Here is a 16,054-nt window from a genome sequence, read left to right as displayed (position 1 = left end):
CCGGAAACCCCACCGACCCCCGATCCCTGCGGGCGCCCGCAGGGCACTGCGGCGGCCCGTCAGAGCAGTCGGCGCATCGCCCGGTGCGGCATGCCCGCGTCGAGGAACTCGCCGCCGTAGGCCACGTAACCCAGCCGCTCGTAGAAGCCGAGGGCGTGCGTCTGCGCGTGCAGATCCACCGCGGTCAGACCGCAGGAGCGCGCCGCGTCCTCGATGCCGCGGACGAGGGCGGCGCCCACGCCGAGGCCGCGCGCCGCGCGGGTGACCGCGAGACGGCCCAGGGACCCGACGCCTTCGGCGCCGCCCGTCCTGCTCGCGGCGTCCGGCCCGTGCAGCAGCCGTCCGGTGCCGAGTGCGGTCCCGTCGTCGCCGCGGACCGCGAGGACGTGCACGGCGGTGGCGTCGTACGCGTCGTACTCCAGGTCCTCGGGCACGCCCTGCTCGACCACGAACACGGCGCGCCGGACGGCGAAGGCAGCCTCCCGGTCCGCCTCACCGGCCGCTACGCGCACGGCGAAAGGGCTCATGCGCTCTCCGCCGCGATGGTGTCCAGGGCGTGCTGGAGGTCGTCCGGGTACGTGCTCTCGAACTCGACCCAGCGGCCGTCCGAGGGGTGCTCGAAGCCGAGGCGCACGGCGTGCAGCCACTGCCGCGTCAGCCGGAGCCGCTTGGCGAGGGTCGGGTCCGCGCCGTAGGTGAGGTCGCCCACGCAGGGGTGGCGGTGGGCGGACATGTGGACGCGGATCTGGTGCGTCCGGCCGGTCTCCAGCTTGATGTCCAGCAGGGAGGCCGCCCGGTACGCCTCGATCAGGTCGTAGTGGGTGACGGACGGCTTGCCGTCGGCCGTGACCGCCCACTTGTAGTCGTGGTTCGGGTGCCGGCCGATGGGCGCGTCGATGGTGCCGCTGAGCGGGTCCGGGTGGCCCTGCACCAGCGCGTGGTAGCGCTTGTCGACGACCCGCTCGCGGAACTGCGCCTTCAGCAGGGTGTACGCACGCTCGGACTTGGCGACCACCATCAGGCCGGACGTGCCGACGTCCAGGCGGTGCACGATGCCCTGCCGCTCGGCGGCGCCCGACGTCGAGATGCGGTACCCGGCGGCGGCGAGTCCGCCGATCACGGTCGTCCCTGTCCAGCCGGGGCTCGGGTGGGCGGCTACGCCCACGGGCTTCGCGATCACGACGATGTCGTCGTCGTCGTGGACGATCTCCATGCCCTCGACCGGTTCGGCGACGATCTGCACGGGCGCGGGCGCCGTCGGCATCTCGACCTCCAGCCAGGCACCGCCGGTGACCCGCTCGGACTTGCCGACGACGGCCCCGTCCACCAGGACCTTCCCGGCCGCGGCCAGCTCAGCGGCCTTCGTACGGGAGAACCCGAACATGCGGGCGATGGCGGCGTCGACGCGCTCGCCTTCGAGGCCGTCGGGAACGGGCAGGGCGCGGATCTCGGGAATCGTGCTCACCCGTCGAGTATGCCCTGTCCGCGCGCTCACCCGGTCGGCCCTGTGGACAACCGCCGGCGCACCGCGCCCCGGCCGGTCAGTCCTTGTGGACGGTGCCGTCCGGGTCGAGCCCCCGGAAGGAGAGGATGACGATCAGGAAACCGCCGCAGACGATCGCGGAGTCCGCGAGGTTGAAGACGGCGAAGTGCGCCGGGGCGATGAAGTCCACCACCGCGCCCTCGAAGACGCCCGGCGCCCGGAAGATCCGGTCGGTGAGGTTGCCGAGCGCGCCGCCGAGCAGCAGGCCCAGCGCGATCGCCCAGGGCAGGCTGTACAGCTTGCGGGCGATGCGCATGATCACCACGATCACCGCGACCGCGATGACCGTGAAGATCACGGTGAAGGCCTCGCCGATCCCGAACGCCGCGCCCGGGTTGCGCACCGCCTCCAGCTTCAGCAGACCGTCGACGAGCACGATCGGCTCGTGGTGCTCCAGCCTGGCCACGACCAGCATCTTGCTGCCGAGGTCCAGCAGGTACGCCACGAGGGCCACGGCGACGAGCGCCGCGATCCTCCGCCTTCCCGTGCGCGGCTCGGCGGGCGTCCCAGCCGCGTCGTCCGCATCCGGCGTACCGATGACGTGCTCCGCCTCTGTCACGTGAGTCCCTCAACCTAGGTGCCTGACTGTGACGAGGGTACGGCACACGCGTACGGCCCCGGACGGGTCCCGCACGGCGGCGGCCGCCTGCCGCAGCGGCGGCGGGTCAGCCCCGCCGCTCCTGCTTCTGCTTGTCCTCGACGCACAGCGTGGCACGCGGGAACGCCTGCATGCGGGCCTTCCCGATGGGCTTGCCGCACACCTCGCACAGGCCGTACGTACCGGTGTCGAGCCGCTCCAGGGCGTGCTCGGTCTGCTCCAGGGTGGCCCGGGCGTTGGCGGCCAGGGCCATCTCGTGCTCCCGCGTGATGTTCTTCGTGCCGGTGTCGGCCTCGTCGTGCCCCGCACCGTCGCCGGAGTCACGCATCAGGCCGGTCAGCGCGGTCTCGGAGGCCGCGAGCTCGTGCTGGAGCCGCTGGACCTCCCCCTCCAGCTCGGCGCGGGCCCCGGCGACCTCCTCGGAGGTCCACGGCTCCTCGCCCGGCCGTACGGCGAGCTCCTCGGGCGCCGCCTCGGCGAGCCCGCGCGCCGGGGGAACCCCCGCGCCGGCCGTCGCCTCCATGTCCGCCGTCTTCTTCGCTGCCACCGTCCGGTCTCCTGTCTGCTCTGCGGCCGAAGCCGCGGGTGCGGCCTTCCTGCCGGCCTTGGCGGCCGTGGCCTTCCTGGCCGCCGACCTCTTGGCGGCGGCCTCCTTGGCGGCGGACCGCCCGGGGGCGGCCTTCCCGGCACCGGCGGCCCGGGCGGCCGTCTCATGCTGTCCGGACCCGGCGGCAGCCGCCCTGCCGCCCGCGTCCTTCCCGGCGGGGGCCTTCTCCGCACGGGCCTTCGTGCGCGCGCCCGCCGTCCTTTTCCCCGCCACCGCCTCCACGACCCCGCCTTCCGAAGCCGCCGGCGCCCCCTGCTTTTCGGCGGGTGCGGCGGCGGCCCTCCGCGCGGGGGTCCTCCGGGCCGGCGTCTCCGTCTGCGGGCCCGTCTTCCTCCCAGCCGTCCTTTTCCCCACCGCGGCCCCCGTGACGCCCTCAGCCGCTGCGCCTGCGTCCGGCCCGTCTCCGGCGGCCGCCGCACTCCGCGCATGCCCCTTCTCCGTGGCGGCCCTCTTGGTGGGGGGCTTCCCGGGCACCGCGCCGGACCGCTTCCGGGGCTCGACCCCTTCGACGGCGCCTTCTGCGGCGGCAGCTCTTCCGTGGGCGGCGGACCTTGCGGTGGCAGCCTTCTTGGCAGGCGCCTTCTTGGCAGGCGCCTTCTTGGCGGCGGAGCCCCGCTTGACGTCGTGCCCCTTGGCAGTGGTCTCCGCGGATGCGGTGGCCTTCTTGGACGCGGCCTCCCGGGCGGCGCTCGCCTTCTTCCCGGAAGCAGCCTTCTTCGCGACGGACTTCTTGGGGGTCGGCGCGGTGGCGGGGGCCTTGGCCTCCGTGGACTTCCGCGCGGCCGTCCCGGTCGCCCTCGCGGTCTGCTTCGCCACCATGCCGCGACCCCTTCACATATTGTGATCTTGCTCGCGAATCGTGCTGGGACGATAAATCGACCCGGGTCCGGCGGCAACGGGGCGCGCCGCCGGGTCCGCCCGCCCGGCACGCCCCGTGAGAAGCCTGGGAGGCTTGTGCCCAGGTCCGCGGGCGATAACCACGCCATTGCCCCTTTGGGTGAAATATGTCCTGGTATGCCCATTCGGAGGCGTGCGACACGCGTGCCGGAGGGCTGCTCCGAAATCCGGTCGGCCCGTGTCGGCGGGGGCCCGTACACTGGGCGGAGCGAAAGGCGTGGATGGGGACGAGTAGCGTCGCGAGCGGCCATGAGCGACCCGGGGACGGTGAGAGCCCGGGGGCGAGCCCGATGTGAAACATCACCCCGGAGCTGCCGGAAGAAAGCCTCGGCGCGTGGGCCCGTCCCACGGCGCAGGTCAGTAGAACCGGCTTCGCGACCCGAATGAGGGGGCCGCGGGTGTCACACCCGGGGTCAAGGAGGGTGGTACCGCGGGAGCGCACGGCTCTCGTCCCTCCGACGGAACGACGAACCTGTCCGCCGGAGGATTCGATGTCGCAGTACCGTCAGGTACCCGCACAGGTCGACCTGCCCGCCCTTGAGCACGCCGTGCTCGACTTCTGGCGCGAGCAGAAGATCTTCGCCAAGAGCCTGGAGCAGTCCGAGGGCCGCCCGGAGTGGGTGTTCTACGAGGGCCCGCCGACTGCCAACGGCATGCCCGGTGCCCACCACATCGAGGCCCGCGTCTTCAAGGACGTGTTCCCGCGCTTCCGCACGATGCGCGGCTACCACGTGGCCCGCAAGGCGGGCTGGGACTGCCACGGCCTGCCGGTGGAGCTCGCCGTCGAGAAGGAGCTGGGCTTCTCCGGCAAGAAGGACATCGAGGCCTTCGGCATCGCCGAGTTCAACGAGAAGTGCCGCGCCTCCGTGTCCCGCCACACCGACGCCTTCGCGGAACTCACGACCCGCATGGGCTACTGGGTCGACCTGGACGAGGCGTACTGGACGCTGAACCCCGAGTACATCGACTCGGTGTGGTGGTCCCTGAAGGAGATCCACGACAAGGGCCTCCTCGTCCAGGACCACCGGGTGGCGCCCTGGTGTCCGCGCTGCGGCACCGGTCTGTCCGACCACGAGCTGGCCCAGGGCTACGAGACGGTCGTCGACCCGTCCGTGTACGTGCGCTTCCCGCTCACCTCCGGCCCGCTCGCCGGTGAGGCGTCCCTCGTCGTCTGGACGACGACTCCCTGGACCCTGGTGTCCAACACCGCCGTGGCCGCACACCCCGAGGTGACGTACGTCGTCGCCACCGACGGCGCGGAGAAGCTGGTCGTCGCCGAGCCGCTGCTCGCCAAGGCCCTCGGAGAGGGCTGGGAGGCCACCGGGCAGACCTTCACCGGCGCCGAGATGGAGCGCTGGGAGTACCAGCGGCCGTTCGAGCTGGTCGACTTCCCGGCCCCGGCCGAGAGCGGCGGCGAGTCCGCCCCGGAGCGGGCCCACTTCGTCGTGAACGCCGAGTACGTCACCACCGAGGACGGCACCGGCCTGGTCCACCAGGCACCCGCCTTCGGTGAGGACGACCTCAAGGTGTGCCGTGCCTACGGTCTGCCGGTGGTGAACCCGGTCCGCGCGGACGGCACCTTCGAGGAGTCCGTCGGCCTGGTCGGCGGCCAGTTCTTCAAGAAGGCCGACGAGGCGCTGACGGCCGACCTGGAGGCGCGCGGCCTGCTGTTCAAGCACATCGCGTACGAGCACAGCTACCCGCACTGCTGGCGCTGCCACACGGCACTGCTGTACTACGCACAGCCCTCCTGGTACATCCGCACGACCGCGGTCAAGGACCGCCTGCTGGCGGAGAACCAGGCCACCAACTGGTACCCGGACTCCGTCAAGGACGGCCGCTTCGGTGACTGGCTGAACAACAACATCGACTGGGCGCTGTCCCGCAACCGCTACTGGGGCACCCCGCTGCCGGTGTGGCGCTGCGAGGACGACCACCTGACCGTCGTGGGCTCCCGCGCCGAACTGGGCGGGCTCGCGGGCCGCGACCTGTCGGACTTCGACCCTCACCGCCCGTTCATCGACGAGGTCACCTTCGACTGCCCCCAGTGCGGCACCACCGCCACGCGGGTCCCCGAGGTCATCGACTGCTGGTACGACGCCGGCTCGATGCCGTTCGCGCAGTGGGGCTACCCGTACAAGAACAAGGACCTCTTCGAGAAGCGCTTCCCGGCGCAGTTCATCTCGGAGGCCATCGACCAGACCCGCGGCTGGTTCTACACGCTGATGGCGATCGGCACGCTCGTCTTCGACAAGTCGCCGTACGAGAACGTGGTCTGCCTCGGGCACATCCTGGCCGAGGACGGCCGGAAGATGTCCAAGCACCTGGGCAACATCCTCCAGCCGATCCCGCTCATGGACCAGCACGGCGCGGACGCCGTGCGCTGGTTCATGGCGGCCGGCGGCTCGCCGTGGGCGGCCCGCCGCGTGGGCCACGGCACGATCCAGGAGGTCGTCCGCAAGACGCTCCTCACGTACTGGAACACGGTCGCCTTCCAGGCGCTGTACGCCCGCACGGCCGGCTGGGCCCCGTCCGACGCCGACCCGGCGCCCGCCGAGCGGCCCGTGCTGGACCGGTGGCTGCTCAGCGAGCTGCACGCGCTGACCGACCAGGTCACCCAGGCGCTGGAGGCGTACGACACGCAGCGGGCCGGCAAGCTGCTGTCGGCGTTCGTCGACGACCTGTCGAACTGGTACGTGCGCCGCTCGCGCCGCCGGTTCTGGCAGGGCGACCCGGCCGCGCTGCGCACCCTGCACGACGTGGTCGAGACGATCACGCGGCTGCTGGCCCCGCTGGTCCCGTTCATCACCGAGCGGGTCTGGCAGGACCTCGTCGTCCCGGTGACCCCGGACGCGCCCGAGTCGGTGCACCTGTCCACCTGGCCCGAGGCCGACCTGTCGGCGATCGACCCGGAGCTGTCGCAGCAGATGGCGCTGGTGCGCCGGCTGGTGGAGCTGGGCCGCGCCACGCGTGCGGAGTCCGGCGTGAAGACCCGTCAGCCGCTGTCGCGGGCGCTGGTGGCCGCGGCCGGCTTCGAGGCGCTCTCCCCCGAGCTGCACGACCAGATCACCGACGAGCTGAACGTCTCGTCGCTGGCGTCGCTGGCCGACTCCGCCGGCACGGGGGACAGCGGCTCGCTGGTCGACACGACGGCGAAGGCCAACTTCCGGGCGCTGGGCAAGCGGTTCGGCAAGCGGGTCCAGGACGTCGCCAGGGCCATCGCGGCGGCCGACGCGGCAGCACTGTCGCGGGCACTGCGCGAGGGTGAGGCCACCGTCGAGGTCGACGGCGAGACGGTGGCCCTCGCACCCGACGAGGTGATCATCACGGAGACCCCGCGTGAGGGCTGGTCGGTGGCGTCCGACGCCGGCGCGACGGTCGCGCTGGACCTGGAGATCACGCCCGGGCTGCGGCGTGCGGGCCTCGCCCGCGACGCGATCCGACTGATCCAGGAAGCCCGCAAGAACAGCGGCCTCGACGTGGCGGACCGGATCGCGCTGCGCTGGGAGTCCTCGGACGCCGAGGTCGCCTCCGCACTGGGCGAGCACGCGGCCCTCATCGCGGACGAGGTGCTGGCGACGGACTTCGCGCAAGGGGAGGCCGACGGGACGTACGGCGAGCCGTTCACCGACGAGTCGCTGTCCCTGACGTTCCGCCTGCGCAAGGCCTGACCGCGGCGGGGGCGGCTGCGCCCCCGCCCGTCACCGGAGCCCCGGTGCCGCCTCGGCGGCCCGGGGCTCTGCCGATCCCGGGGCACCGTCCGTACCCCTGACGCCCGCACCCCGACGGCCGCACGCCTCGGAGCGCCCGTGCCGCCGCGGCCCGCAGCGTGCACGCGGCCGGGCCGCGCACAGGGACCGGCCCGGCCGCGTGGGCGCAGTCGGTGAGCACGACAGCGGGCGGCCGGCGGCCGGAGCGGCGGGCACCGCTCGACGGTGCCCAGGCCGGCCAGGAGCCGTCGGAGCCACCGCCCGCGGGCAGGCGGCCGTCCGGAACCCGACCGTGGGGCGCGCGCGAAAGGGCCGGGGCCCGCACACCGATGGTGTGCGGGCCCCGGCCCTGCTGCCGACTGCCGACGGCGGCTACGTCAGTTGTCGTCCTCGTCGATGAGGAAGCCCCGCATCGGGGACGGCGCCTGCTGCATCGGCTGCGGCGCCTGCGGACGCACCGGAGCCATCGGCTGGGTCATCGCCGGCGACATCTGCTGCTGGCCGCCGTAGGACGGAGCACCGCCCATCCCGGGCGGGCCGCCCATCGGCTGGTTGCCACCGTACGAGGGGCCGCTCGCGCCGGCTGACGCCATCGACGGGGACGGCGGCAGCGACGGGGCCGCGGACGGGGTGCGCGGAGGCGCCAGCGACTCGTCGCCCTGGCTCTCCAGCTGACGCAGCTGGCTCTCCAGGTACGACTTCAGGCGCGTGCGGTACTCGCGCTCGAAGCCGCGCAGGTCCTCGACCTTGCGCTCCAGCGTGGCGCGGGCGGACTCCAGGGAGCCCATCGCGACGCGGTGCTTCTCCTGCGCGTCCCGCTCCAGCGCGTCGGCCTTGGCACGGGCGTCCCGCTCCAGACCCTCGGCGCGCGAACGGGCCTCACCGACGATCTTGTTGGCCTCGGCACGGGCCTCGGCGATCGCCTGGTCGGCGGTCTGCTGGGCCAGCGACAGGACACGCGCGGCGCTGTCGCCGCCCGGACCCTGCTGCGGCATGCCGGGACCGCCCATGTGGCCGCCCATCGGACCACCCATCGGGCCGCCCATGGGACCGCCCTGCATGGGACCGGGGCCCTGCGGGCCACCGTGACCGGGACCGGCCGGCAGCTGCGGCGCACCGCCCGGCAGCTGGGGCGGGCCCATCTGCGGCTGCTGCTGGACCGGCGGACCGGATATCCCGGCGGGGACCGGAGCACCGCCAGGGCCGCCAGGACCCCCGGGGCCGGCGGGTCGCTCCTGCTGCTCCGGTGGGTTGCGCATGGCCTGCTGCTGGTTCTGCGCGGCGGCGCGCGTCGCGGCCGCCAGCTTGGCGCGCAGATCCTCGTTCTCGCGGAGCAGGCGCGTCAGCTCGGCCTCGACCTCGTCGAGGAAGGCATCGACCTCGTCCTCGTCATAGCCTTCTCGGAGGCGGACGGTCGTGAACTGCTTGTTCCGCACGTCCTCGGGGGTCAGCGGCATCTCTTCTTCACCTCTACGTAGTCGTCGGCAGTCGGCAGGACCGTTATCGCTCACACCCCCATCGCGAGGCTACCCACGATGTTCAGCAGGATGTACACGATGATCATCAGAACGAAGAAGGACAGGTCGAGTGCCACGCTCCCGAGACGCAGCGGTGGGATGAACCGCCGCAGAAGCTTGAGTGGTGGATCGGTGACAGTGTAGGTGGCCTCCAGAACGACCACCATCGCCTTGCCAGGTTGCCAGGATCGGGCGAACTGGAAGACGTAATCCATGACCAGCCGGAAGATCAGCACGACCATGAAGCAGGCCAAGGCGATGTAGATCACCTGTAGTACGACGCCCATGCCGTGCTTCCCTTTCCCCTGGCTCTCGTCTCACCGGCCTCCCGGCCGGGCCGTTCCGGTCTCGTGTCCGTGCTCTGGTCTCAGCTCTGGTTGAAGAATCCGCCCTCTGCGATGCGGGCCTTGTCCTCCGCCGTAACGTCGACGTTAGCAGGCGACAACAGGAACACCTTCTGCGTCACTCGCTCAATGCTGCCATGGAGCCCGAAGACCAGTCCGGCGGCAAAGTCGACAAGTCGCTTCGCGTCCGTGTCGTCCATCTCCGTGAGGTTCATGATCACCGGGGTGCCCTCGCGGAAGTGTTCCCCGATGGTACGGGCCTCGTTGTAGGTCCTCGGGTGCAGCGTGGTGATGCGGTAGGGCTCCCGCTCGGACACGACCTTGGGCATGATCACCGGTGCGCTCTTCTCCAGACTGGGGCGTTCAGGTGTGATGGACGCCACGGGGGCGATCCGTGCGGGTCGGCCACTGTCCGCGGGGAGCGAGACGGGCTCGCGCGGGGCCGGCGGCTGCGCCACCGGGGCATGGACCGGTTCCTCGCGCTCCACCTGATGCGGGGGCTGGTGACGTCGCCGGTCGCGCTCCGGCTCCGGCTCGAGCTCGGGTTCGAAGTCGTCGTCGGGGTCGAAGCCCCGGCCGTCGTACCCATCGTCCTCCACGAGGCCGAGGTAGACCGCCATCTTGCGCATCGCGCCGGCCATTCTCTGAGTCCTCCGCTCTGTGGTGGATCGGCAACGTCACGTCGCGCCTGCGATCCACGTGGCCTGTCCGCCTGTCGGCGGAAATGACCATATTTTCTACTGTGGTCCGACTTGCTTCGCGACGTTACCCGAGCCGGGGACGGACTCCGAGTACCGCCGTGCCGATGCGCACATGTGTCGCCCCGGCCGCGACGGCGTCCTCCAAGTCCGCGCTCATCCCTGCTGACACCATGTTCGCAGCCGGATGTGCCGCGCGCAGGCGGGATGACAATTCCATCAGCCGGTCGAACGCGGCGCGTTGCCGTCCCGCGTACGGACCGGTCAGCGGGGCCACGGTCATCAGGCCGCGCAGCCGCAGCCCCTCGGCCGCCTCCACCGCGGCCGCCACCTCGTCGACGCCCTCCGGGGCGAGCCCGCCCCGGTCCCCGCGCTCACCCGACCCGGCGTCAAGGGCCACCTGCACGAGGCAGTCCAGCTCCCGGCCGTTCCGTACCGCCGCGGCGGACAGGGCGGAAACCAGCCTCAACCGGTCGACGGACTGCACGACCTGGGCATAGCCGGCCACCGACTTGGCCTTGTTGGTCTGGAGTTGACCGACGAAGTGCCAGGTCAGATCGAGGCCGGCGCAGGCGGCGGCCTTCGGCCGGGCGTCCTGGTCCTTGTTCTCCGCGACGTGGCGCACGCCCAGCTCGTGCAGGAGCCGGACGTCGTCTGCCGGGTAGGTCTTCGTGACCACGATGAGGGTCACGTCCTCCCGCCTCCGTCCGGCGGCGGCGCAGGCGGCAGCGATGCGCTCCTCCACCCGCGCCAGGTTCTCGGCGAGTTCCGCCTTGCGGTCCGTCACCCGTCACCTCCTTCCGGTACCTCCGACGGGGAGGCGTCCAGCCAGACGTACCCCGCGAGCCGCCCGGTCGTGCGGTCACGGCGGTACGAGAAGTGGTCGACCGACTCCCGGGTGCAGACGCCGGAGGTACGGCGGCGGTGCACCCCCAGCCGCTCCAACTGGGCATGGACGCCGGCGACGACGTCCACGGCCGGGGTGCCCCAGCCGGTCTCCGCCCAGGCGGCCGGCTCTACGGAGGCGACCTCGTCCCGCATGGCCTGGGGCACCTCGTAGCACCGTCCGCACACGGCGGGTCCGGTCACGGCGGTGATCCGGGACGGTTCCGCGCCCAGGGCGACCATGACTTCCACGGTCGCGGGGACGACACCGGCGACCATTCCCGGACGCCCCGCGTGGGCGGCCGCGACGACTCCTGCGACCGGGTCGGCGAGCAGGACGGGGACGCAGTCGGCGGTGAGGACGGCGAGCGGCAGCCCGCGCCGGGCGGTGACCACCGCGTCCCCTTCCGGAACCTCCGCTTCCGCCGGCCAGGGGCCGTCGACCACGTGCACCACACGCCCGTGCACCTGGCGCATCCACACGACCTGTGCGGGGTCGACGCCCAAGGCACTGGCGGCGAGGTTCCGGTTCTCGCGTACGGCGGCCGAGTCGTCCCCGACCGCGCCACCGAGGTTGAGCTCCTCGTACGGAACGGCGCTCACCCCGCCCCACCGGTCGGTGAAGGCGAAGTGCGCGCCGTCCGCGGAGTCGTGCTGCCCTATCACTCCGGTGTCACTTCAGGAAGTCCGGGACGTCCAGCTCTTCGGCCTGGCTGTCCTGGTACGGGCGGGTCGTGGGGATGGAGGTCTGGGCGATCGGCGGCAGCTGGGTCTCCGCCACGGCGGGAGCCGGCTCGGCCGGCGCGGCGGGAGGCTCCTCGCGCACGGGGACGGTCCCGAGGCCGCCGTTCACCGGACGGGCCGCCTCGGCGGGACGGGACGGAGCGGGGGCCGCCGTCTCCTCGCGCTTGCCGCCGGCCGACGCACCGAGGATGGTGTCGCGCCGGGCGGGGGGCTGGCCGCCGTCGAACCCGGCCGCGATGACCGTGACCCGCACCTCGTCGCCGAGGGCGTCGTCGATGACGGCACCGAAGATGATGTTCGCCTCGGGGTGGGCCGCCTCGCTGACCAGCTGGGCGGCCTCGTTGATCTCGAACAGGCCGAGATCCGAGCCGCCAGAGATGGAGAGCAGCACCCCGCGGGCGCCGTCGATGGACGCCTCCAGCAGGGGCGAGGAGATCGCCATCTCGGCGGCGGCCACGGCGCGGTCGTCGCCGCGCGCGGACCCGATACCCATGAGCGCCGAACCCGCCTCGGACATGACCGACTTGACGTCGGCGAAGTCGAGGTTGATCAGACCGGGGGTGGTGATGAGGTCGGTGATGCCCTGGACACCGGAGAGCAGCACCTGGTCGGCGGACTTGAAGGCGTCCAGCACGCTCACCTGGCGGTCCGAGATGGACAGCAGCCGGTCGTTGGGGATGACGATGAGGGTGTCGACCTCTTCGCGCAGCGCCGCGATGCCGTCCTCGGCCTGGTTGGCCCGGCGCCGGCCCTCGAAGGTGAAGGGGCGGGTGACCACGCCGATGGTGAGGGCGCCCAGCGAGCGCGCGATGCGGGCGACCACGGGGGCGCCGCCGGTGCCGGTGCCGCCGCCCTCACCCGCCGTCACGAAGACCATGTCGGCCCCCTTGAGGACCTCCTCGATCTCCTCGGCGTGGTCCTCGGCGGCCTTGCGGCCGACGTCGGGGTTGGCGCCGGCGCCGAGTCCCCGGGTGAGTTCGCGGCCGACGTCGAGCTTGACGTCGGCGTCGCTCATCAACAGCGCCTGAGCGTCCGTGTTGATGGCGATGAACTCGACGCCCTTGAGACCGACCTCGATCATTCGGTTGATGGCATTGACACCACCGCCGCCGACACCGATGACCTTGATGACTGCGAGGTAGTTCTGCGGTGCTGCCACGTCGAAGGCCTCTCGCCTCGATTAACGGGCCGCCGCTTCGCGCTGCCTGGCGCGCCGCGACGACGGATGCCGATGGGACGGTCCCAATCGCCGACCCAAACCCTAACGTTGAAGTTTAGGGTTACCAGTGTGCCTGCTCCCTGGACTCTTCCGAACAGGACACTAAGTCGACAAGCGGCGCACGTTCAACGAACACGCCGAACCTCCCGTTTTTCTTTTCACCCTATGTGATCACCCGGGTTGCTGACCAACCAGGGTGCTGGTCAGCGCAGATGTGCGTCAACTCCGTGACGCGGCGGGGGCGCTCGGGGCGCTGACGTCGAAGCGGTCCGCTCCGGGCGCCGCCTTCATCAGTGCGAGGAGCGCACGGGCCTTCGCACCGCCCTGCTCACCGCTCCCCCAGAACACCGTCCGGCCACCAGCCAGCTCCAGGGTGACCGAGTCGTACGAGCGGACGCGGACGGAGGACACCTCGCGGGCGAGCCTGCCGGGCAGTCCCGTCACCACGCCGACGGCCTCGCGGGTGAGCCGCTCCTCACCGAAGCGCCGCAGGCCGGGGGCGCCGGCGGTGTCGAGTCGGAGGAGGGGGACGTCGCGCGGGGCGGTCGCGGCGGTGGCGAAACGGACGGCCTTGGCGTCCACTTCGACGAACTTCCGGTCCTGTTCGAGCACCAGGACGGGGGTGCGTTCGGTCACTTCCAGACCGACTCCGTCCGGCCAGGACCGGACGACGTCCACCGAGTCGATCCGGGGCAGCTCACGCAGCAGCCGCTCCTCGACGGCGCCGGTGTCGACGGAGGCCAACGGCGCGCCGAGCGGGACCCTGGCCGCGCCCTCAACCTGACGGGGGGTCAGGACGCGCGTACCGGAGACGGTGACGTGGTCGGCCCTCAGCCACGAGGAGCCGTACAGGGCCCACAGGGCGCCGCCGAGGAGGGCCAGGCCGCCGAGGGACAGCAGGACCGGCCGGAGGTGCGGCCACCTGCGTGCGGGCCCGCCCCGGGACCGCGCCGCCCCGGAGGGCCGGCCCGACGACGCCCCCGCGGACGGCCCCTGGGCGCCGCGTTCGGTGGTCGTCGGTCCGGCCATGCTCCCTGCCTTCTCACGCCTGGCGGCGTGCTGTCGCGTCCGGGCGGTCAGGCCCGGTGGGCGGCGATCGCCTCGTAGACCATGCCGACCAGCAGCTGGTCGGCGTCCCGGCGGCCGAAGTCGGCGGCGGCACGGGACATCTCGTACAGCCGGTGCGGGTCGGCGAGGACCGGGAGGACGTTGCCCTGGACCCACTCGGGGGTGAGTTCGGCGTCGTCCACCAGCATGCCGCCGCCGGCCTTGACCACCGGCTGGGCGTTGAGCCGCTGCTCGCCGTTGCCGATGGGCAGCGGCACGTACGCGGCGGGGAGTCCGACGGCGGAGAGTTCGGCGACGGTCATCGCGCCCGCGCGACAGAGCATCATGTCGGCCGCGGCGTACGCGAGGTCCATCCGATCCACATACGATACCGGGACATAGGGGGGCATCCCCGGCATGTTCTCGACGTGGGGCAGTTCGTTCTTCGGGCCGACGGCATGCAGGATCTGGATACCGGAGCGCTGCAGCGCCGGGGCGGCCTGCTGGATGACCTCGTTGAGCCGGCGGGCGCCCTGCGAGCCGCCGGAGACCAGCAGCGTCGGGAGGTTCGGGTCGAGCCCGAAGGCAGCGCGGGCCTCGGGCCGCATCCGGGCGCGGTCCAGGGTGGCGATGGTGTGGCGCAGCGGGATGCCGATGTAGCGGGCGTTGCGGAGCTTGCTGTCCGGGGTGGCGACGCCGACGGCCGCCGCGTAGCGGGAGCCGATCTTGTTGGCGAGGCCCGGGCGGGCGTTGGCCTCGTGGACGACGATCGGCACGCCGAGCCGCTTCGCGGCCAGGTAGCCGGGCAGCGCCACGTAGCCGCCGAAGCCGACCACGCAGTCCGCCTTGGTGCGCTCCAGGACCTGCTCGGCCGCCTTGATGGTGCCGCGCAGCCGCCCGGGCACGGTGATCAGCTCGGGGGTGGGCTTGCGGGGCAGCGGCACGGCCGGGATGAGTGCCAGCTCGTAGCCCCGCTCGGGCACGAGCCGGGTCTCCAGGCCGCGCTCCGTGCCGAGGGCCGTGATCCCCACGGAAGGGTCCTGCCTGCGCAGGGCATCCGCGAGGGCGAGCGCGGGCTCGATGTGGCCGGCGGTCCCCCCGCCGGCGAGTACGACATGCACCGAAATTCACCGCTCTCCGGACGGGCGCTTCTTGACGCGCCGTCGCATCGACATCCAACTCACCCCGGCCCTCCCGCCCGACCGGGGCTGACGCACGGCCAGGGCCGCTTTCGCCGTCGGCTCCTCCCGCGCGAAGGCGATGAGCAGTCCGACGGCGAACATGGTCGGCAGCAGGGCGGACCCTCCGTAGGAGAACAGCGGGAGCGGGACACCGGCGATCGGCAGCAGGCCGAGCACCGCACCGATGTTGACCACGGCCTGGGCCGTGATCCAGGTGGTCACGCCTCCCGCGGCGTACCTCACGAAGGGGTCCTCCGTGCGTCCGGCCACGCGAATACCCGCATAGCCTAGAGCCGCGAACAGGGCGAGCACCGACAGCGTCCCCGCCAGTCCCAGTTCCTCCCCGGTGATGGCGAAGATGAAGTCGGTGTGCGGTTCGGGGAGTTGGCCCCATTTTTCCACACTCGCCCCGAGCCCCGAACCGAACCATCCGCCGGACGCCAGAGCATAGATGCCGTGCACCGCCTGCCAGCACAGGTCCCCCGGGCCCGGGTCGGTGGCGCCGAGGCACCCGATCCGCGCCATCCGGTTGGCGCTGGTGCGGATCAGCATCACCCCGATGGCCGCGGCGACGGCGAGGACGCTCACGAACAGCCGGGGCGGGGCGCCGACGAGCCACAGCAGGCCGAAGAGGATCGCCGTGAGGATGATCGCCGTGCCCATGTCCCCGCCGAGCATGATCAGCCCGAGGAGCAGGAAGGCCACCGGCACCAGCGGCACCAGCAGGTGCTTCCACTGGCCGAGCAGCCGCTTCTCCCGCTTGCGGGCGAGCAGGTCGGCGCCCCACAGGACGAGCGCCAGCTTGCCGAACTCGCTCGGTTGCAGCTGGAACGGGCCGCCGAGGTGGATCCAGTTCTGGTTGCCGTTGACCTCGTGCCCTATCCCGGGGATCTGCACCAGCACCATCAGGAAGACGGTGCCCATGAGGAGCGGGTACGCCAGCGCCCGGTGCAGCCTGACCGGCATCCGGGAGGCGGCCAGCAGCAGGACGGCGCCGATGGCGGCGGCCAGGAACTGCTTGCGGAAGAAGTACGTGGCGGGCAGGTCCAGCGCCAGCGCCTTGA

General features: G+C 72.2%; 14 protein-coding genes. 1 reads left to right on the top strand and 13 read right to left on the bottom strand.

Features of this window, described 5'->3' with window-relative positions:
• Positions 1–59: 59 nt before the first annotated feature.
• The 4 genes from BJP40_RS10220 to BJP40_RS31620 all read right to left on the bottom strand — a co-directional run bounded on the left by BJP40_RS10220 (position 60) and on the right by BJP40_RS31620 (position 3,567).
• Entirely contained in the window at positions 60–527 is a 468-nt protein-coding gene (locus tag BJP40_RS10220; protein ID WP_071280098.1) for a GNAT family N-acetyltransferase, read from the bottom strand.
• Positions 524–1,465, bottom strand: coding sequence for an RluA family pseudouridine synthase (locus tag BJP40_RS10215; protein WP_071266761.1), 942 nt, complete (start codon positions 1,463–1,465; stop codon positions 524–526). The genes BJP40_RS10220 and BJP40_RS10215 overlap by 4 nt, the downstream gene beginning before the upstream one ends.
• Positions 1,466–1,541: 76 nt before the next feature.
• The gene (lspA, locus tag BJP40_RS10210; RefSeq protein WP_071266763.1) at positions 1,542–2,102 is read right to left on the bottom strand and encodes a signal peptidase II; all 561 of its coding nucleotides are present in this window, start codon (positions 2,100–2,102) and stop codon (positions 1,542–1,544) included.
• 106 nt (positions 2,103–2,208) lie between these two features.
• Entirely contained in the window at positions 2,209–3,567 is a 1,359-nt protein-coding gene (locus BJP40_RS31620; protein ID WP_079171062.1) for a TraR/DksA C4-type zinc finger protein, read from the bottom strand.
• A 569-nt stretch (positions 3,568–4,136) separates the two neighbouring features.
• On the opposite strand from BJP40_RS31620, the gene ileS reads away from it, so the two are divergent.
• A complete protein-coding gene (ileS, locus tag BJP40_RS10195; RefSeq protein ID WP_071280096.1) occupies positions 4,137–7,316 on the top strand; it encodes an isoleucine--tRNA ligase in 3,180 nt (1,059 codons plus the stop codon).
• Positions 7,317–7,732: 416 nt separating this feature from the next.
• On the opposite strand, the gene BJP40_RS10190 is transcribed toward ileS, so the two are convergent.
• The 9 genes from BJP40_RS10190 to ftsW form a co-directional block, all read right to left on the bottom strand.
• On the bottom strand, positions 7,733–8,812 hold the full coding sequence (locus BJP40_RS10190; protein ID WP_071280095.1) for a DivIVA domain-containing protein: 1,080 nt from the start codon (positions 8,810–8,812) through the stop codon (positions 7,733–7,735).
• A 50-nt stretch (positions 8,813–8,862) separates the two neighbouring features.
• Positions 8,863–9,159, bottom strand: coding sequence for a YggT family protein (locus tag BJP40_RS10185; protein WP_071265473.1), 297 nt, complete (start codon positions 9,157–9,159; stop codon positions 8,863–8,865).
• Between the two features lie 80 nt (positions 9,160–9,239).
• Complete coding sequence (locus tag BJP40_RS10180) at positions 9,240–9,857, bottom strand: cell division protein SepF (RefSeq protein ID WP_071265471.1); 618 nt, start codon at positions 9,855–9,857, stop codon at positions 9,240–9,242.
• Between the two features lie 124 nt (positions 9,858–9,981).
• A complete protein-coding gene (locus BJP40_RS10175) occupies positions 9,982–10,701 on the bottom strand; it encodes a YggS family pyridoxal phosphate-dependent enzyme (RefSeq protein WP_071280094.1) in 720 nt (239 codons plus the stop codon).
• Complete coding sequence (gene pgeF / locus BJP40_RS10170; RefSeq protein WP_071280093.1) at positions 10,698–11,465, bottom strand: peptidoglycan editing factor PgeF; 768 nt, start codon at positions 11,463–11,465, stop codon at positions 10,698–10,700. The genes BJP40_RS10175 and pgeF overlap by 4 nt, the downstream gene beginning before the upstream one ends.
• 7 nt (positions 11,466–11,472) lie before the next feature.
• A complete protein-coding gene (ftsZ, locus tag BJP40_RS10165) occupies positions 11,473–12,702 on the bottom strand; it encodes a cell division protein FtsZ (RefSeq protein ID WP_071280092.1) in 1,230 nt (409 codons plus the stop codon).
• 279 nt (positions 12,703–12,981) lie between these two features.
• A complete protein-coding gene (locus BJP40_RS10160; protein ID WP_071280091.1) occupies positions 12,982–13,791 on the bottom strand; it encodes a cell division protein FtsQ/DivIB in 810 nt (269 codons plus the stop codon).
• A 47-nt stretch (positions 13,792–13,838) separates the two neighbouring features.
• Complete coding sequence (gene murG / locus BJP40_RS10155) at positions 13,839–14,930, bottom strand: undecaprenyldiphospho-muramoylpentapeptide beta-N-acetylglucosaminyltransferase (RefSeq protein WP_071265461.1); 1,092 nt, start codon at positions 14,928–14,930, stop codon at positions 13,839–13,841.
• A gap of 6 nt (positions 14,931–14,936) precedes the next feature.
• Positions 14,937–16,054, bottom strand: a 1,118-nt coding sequence (ftsW, locus tag BJP40_RS10150; protein ID WP_071280090.1) for a putative lipid II flippase FtsW, incomplete at its 5' end; no start/stop codon positions are given.

It is taken from the genome of Streptomyces sp. CC53 (assembly GCF_001865245.1).
Classification (GTDB): Bacteria; Actinomycetota; Actinomycetes; order Streptomycetales; family Streptomycetaceae; genus Streptomyces.
Note: the sequence above shows the minus strand (reverse complement) of the source record. Positions and strands in the feature narration are given on the sequence as shown.

Bases quoted from the DNA above. Each gene is read 5' to 3' on its own strand.
- BJP40_RS10220 (WP_071280098.1), bottom strand. From the start codon at position 527: ATGAGCCCTTTCGCCGTGCGCGTAGCGGCCGGTGAGGCGGACCGGGAG.
- BJP40_RS31620 (WP_079171062.1), bottom strand. From the start codon at position 3,567: ATGGTGGCGAAGCAGACCGCGAGGGCGACCGGGACGGCCGCGCGGAAG.
- ileS (WP_071280096.1), top strand. From the start codon at position 4,137: ATGTCGCAGTACCGTCAGGTACCCGCACAGGTCGACCTGCCCGCCCTT.
- BJP40_RS10190 (WP_071280095.1), bottom strand. From the start codon at position 8,812: ATGCCGCTGACCCCCGAGGACGTGCGGAACAAGCAGTTCACGACCGTC.
- BJP40_RS10185 (WP_071265473.1), bottom strand. From the start codon at position 9,159: ATGGGCGTCGTACTACAGGTGATCTACATCGCCTTGGCCTGCTTCATG.
- BJP40_RS10180 (WP_071265471.1), bottom strand. From the start codon at position 9,857: ATGGCCGGCGCGATGCGCAAGATGGCGGTCTACCTCGGCCTCGTGGAG.
- BJP40_RS10160 (WP_071280091.1), bottom strand. From the start codon at position 13,791: ATGGCCGGACCGACGACCACCGAACGCGGCGCCCAGGGGCCGTCCGCG.